This is a genomic window from Cytophaga sp. (genome assembly GCF_051961495.1).
Lineage (GTDB): Bacteria > Bacteroidota > Bacteroidia > Cytophagales > Cytophagaceae > Cytophaga.
This window is the reverse complement of sequence record NZ_JBQCDF010000075.1, coordinates 1-3,440: the sequence shown is the minus strand read 5'-3', so window position 1 is coordinate 3,440 and position 3,440 is coordinate 1. Positions and strand designations below refer to the sequence as shown.

The 3,440-nt window shown below is 42.2% G+C and carries 2 protein-coding genes; both read right to left on the bottom strand.

Going from position 1 to position 3,440, the window contains the following annotated elements:
- The coding region (locus tag ACTHJT_RS03390; RefSeq protein WP_440236376.1) for an Ig-like domain-containing protein at nucleotides 1–1,359 on the bottom strand (1,359 nt) is incomplete at its 3' end.
- 172 nt (nucleotides 1,360–1,531) lie between these two features.
- The coding region (locus ACTHJT_RS03385; protein ID WP_440236375.1) for an Ig-like domain-containing protein at nucleotides 1,532–3,440 on the bottom strand (1,909 nt) is incomplete at its 5' end.

Sequence of the window (3,440 nt, the reverse complement as noted above, 5' to 3'; positions counted from 1 at the left end):
AAGCAATGTTGTGCCGTTATAAAAATCTACCTTGCTGATACTGCCGCTTGTGATGGTTGCCGTGGCATTCACTGTAATATTATCTCCTTCCGTATATACGGCATTATTCAACGGCGCCGTCAGGGTAACTGCGGGAACGGGATTGACAGTTACCGGAGTAATATACACACGATATGCATATAAAGGATTTGATACATTTACAGGTACTGTAATCGCTCCATTTGAAACAGTATAAGGGGTAGTAGATATATCTGCAGTACCAGAAACAGGAGTGTCTTTATCTGTCCATGAGACATATTCGAGTTTCACATTAACCTGACTTCCAAAAGAACCTGGAATACCTGTGACAGCGACATTCACTACCCCTTTATAATTTCCACCCAAACAAATACTGGCATAATTTGCACTAAGGTCAAGACAAGCAAAACCATCTATTCCATCACTATTATCATTCGGAGGTATTACACTCACCATATTGCCTGTCATATCTCCGTACCATTTATATAACCACCAACCTCCGCCTTTCTGGTTGTTTGAAGTCAAAAGACTACCTAGCCTGCCAGGTAAATTGGTGAACCACCATGAAATACAAGCACTTTCCACTTGCTTACGTTCAAACTTTGAAATAAATGGAACAGAGACACCAGGACAACCTTCGTATGTATGAGTTTCTGATGAATATTCATTGATACTTACCGCTCTTGGGGAAATTCCAAGACTAATTTCCAAAGCCCTATAATTGTCTATAGCACTGCTAAAACCTCCTGATCCCCATTGATGCCAACATATGACATCGGGAAGACAATTGTTATTTTTGCAGTATGTAAGAAAATTTTTCATACTATTGGAATTATAATATGAGTAGGAAGGTCCAATAATCTTTGCTTGTGGATCCAAAGAGCGAATTAAATCATACGTAGGCTTCCAACATACAGAATGAAAATCTCCGCTGGCAGTTTTCCAGGTTCCATCCGGCTCGTTCCAGATTTCATAACCATAATAATTATTTCTTCCCGATGACTTTTTACTGTTAATAATACTTGTAACCTGGGAGAGCCAGCTCGATTGACCCGGCCAGTTATAAGGCCATCCAGCGTTTATATCTGCCAACCGAATCATTACTTGTCCAGTTGTAGATGCTAATCTTCCAGAAACAGCAATAGCCCCACCTATAGGTTGCTGATGACCATTCCCACTAATGGCAGGTTGTGTAAACGTACATGGCTTAAGGGGAGCCACTAAATTTGCAATATCAGTCGGCAATGTTTCCGTTACTCCGTAAAGTGATCCGGATGCGCAATGTGTAACTGGCCTGATCGTACCTGACAAATTTACTTTTAGTGTTTGTTGCGCGATCAATACTTTACTTTGTAAAAAAAATAACGCAGCACAAAATACTATCCTAAGACAAGGAATATATTTCATAGTGCAGTAATCTACTCCTTTTTTAAAATAAGAGTTTGAATAAATCATCGTAAATACTAATTAGTTCATTAAATAAACCTCAGTTATCATAAAGAAATTATTAATCTTACTTAATCACATTAATTTTCTTTCTGAAAATTGAATCATTCAGTTTGATTATCATAACATAGGTACCTTCACTTATGTTGCTGACATCTACCATTGCTCCGATTCCTGTTATCACAGAAGAAATTGCAACTTCTCTTCCCAAGACATCTACCATTGTAAAACTTGCATTTGATAAATCTGTATCTGTATCAATGTACACCGCACCATTTGCAGGATTCGGATACACATTGGCTGTAATCGAATTGAAGCCTGCTATTCCCGTACTTATTGGTGTACTGTTTACAGTCACCGGTGCTGAAACCGTGATCCCGCCATTGCTGTCTGTCACGCGAACTGTAATTACGTGATCGCCCGCTGATGGATTGTTCCAGGTAAATACATAAGGTGCTGTTGTACTTGTTCCAATAACTGTGTTCCCATCTAAAAACTCTACAAGCGTTACGCTGCCATCCGGATCTGTAACATTCACTGCAATATCAACCGCTTCTGTTATTGTTGCATTTGCTGCCGGTGAAGTAATTGTAATAACCGAAGGCTGATTGGTATTGATGTTTATTGTTTTGCCGGCAGAGGTTGAAAAACAACCCGATGCATTGGTTACCTCTACCGTATATACTCCGGCCTCTGTTGCAGCATAGCTGGCTGCCGTAGCTACCTGCGTGCTGCCCTTAAACCACTTGTAAGTAAGGCCGGGACCGGTGTTGGCATTCAAGGTTACACTGCCGCCTGCAGGAATGGTGGTTGGACCTGATGCGGTAATCTCTGCCAAAGGCAGATCATTGACTGTTACTACCGTTACTGCTGATGTTGCTTTGCAGCCTGATGCATTTGTTATTTCTACTGTATAAGATCCAGCTGCTGTTGCTGTATAGGTTGAATTTGTTCCAACCTGAGACGTTCCGTTCATCCATTTGTATGAACTTCCTGCATCTGCTGTTAGTGTTACTGAGCCACCTGCACAGAACGTTGTTGGTGCCGTTGTAGTGATCGTTGCTATTGGTAGTGCATTCACCGTAACTACTATCTGTGCCCTTGGACTCTCACAACCGTTTGTTGTCTGCGATACATAATAGTTCGTTGTACCTGCTGTTGTTGTTGCCGGTGTCGGTGCTCCTCCTGCCAGTGCAGTTGTTGTCGTATTATCCGCATACCATTTCAGGCCTGTGCCTGTTGCTGTCAGTATTGTTGCTGATGCATTCTGGCAGTAGGTTACAGGAGTTGTAACTGTTGGTGCATTCGGTAGTGCATTCACTGTTACCGTTGTTGCTGATGAAATTGCTGAACAGTTACCTGCATTGGTGACCTCTACCGTATATGATCCTGCTATTGTTGCTGTATACGTTGAGGTTGTTCCAACCTGTGTGGTTCCATTAAACCATTTGTAAGATGAACCTGCACTTGCTGTTAATGTTACTGAGCCACCTGCACAGAATGTCGTTGGTGTTGTTGTCGTGATTGCTGCTGTCGGTGTGGCGCTTACTGTCACAGCTGTTGCTGCTGAAGTTGCTTTGCAGCCTGCCGCATTTGTTACTTCTACACTATATGATCCAGCAGTTGTTGCTGTATACGTTGAGGTTGTTCCAACCTGTGCGGTTCCATTAAACCATTTGTAAGATGAACCTGCACTTGCTGTTAACACTACAGAACCGCCCTGGCAGAATGTCGTTGGTGTTGTTGTCGTGATTACTGCTGTCGGTGTGGCGCTTACTGTTACAGTTGTTGCTGCCGAAGTAGCTTTACAACCAGATGCATTCGTTACTTCTACTGTATATGAACCCGCTGCTGTTGCTGTATAGGTTGAATTTGTTCCAACCTGTGCGGTTCCATTAAACCATTTATAAGAATATCCTGCGTTTGCTGTTAATGTTACTGAGCCACCTGCACAGAACGTTGTTGGTGTCGTGGTT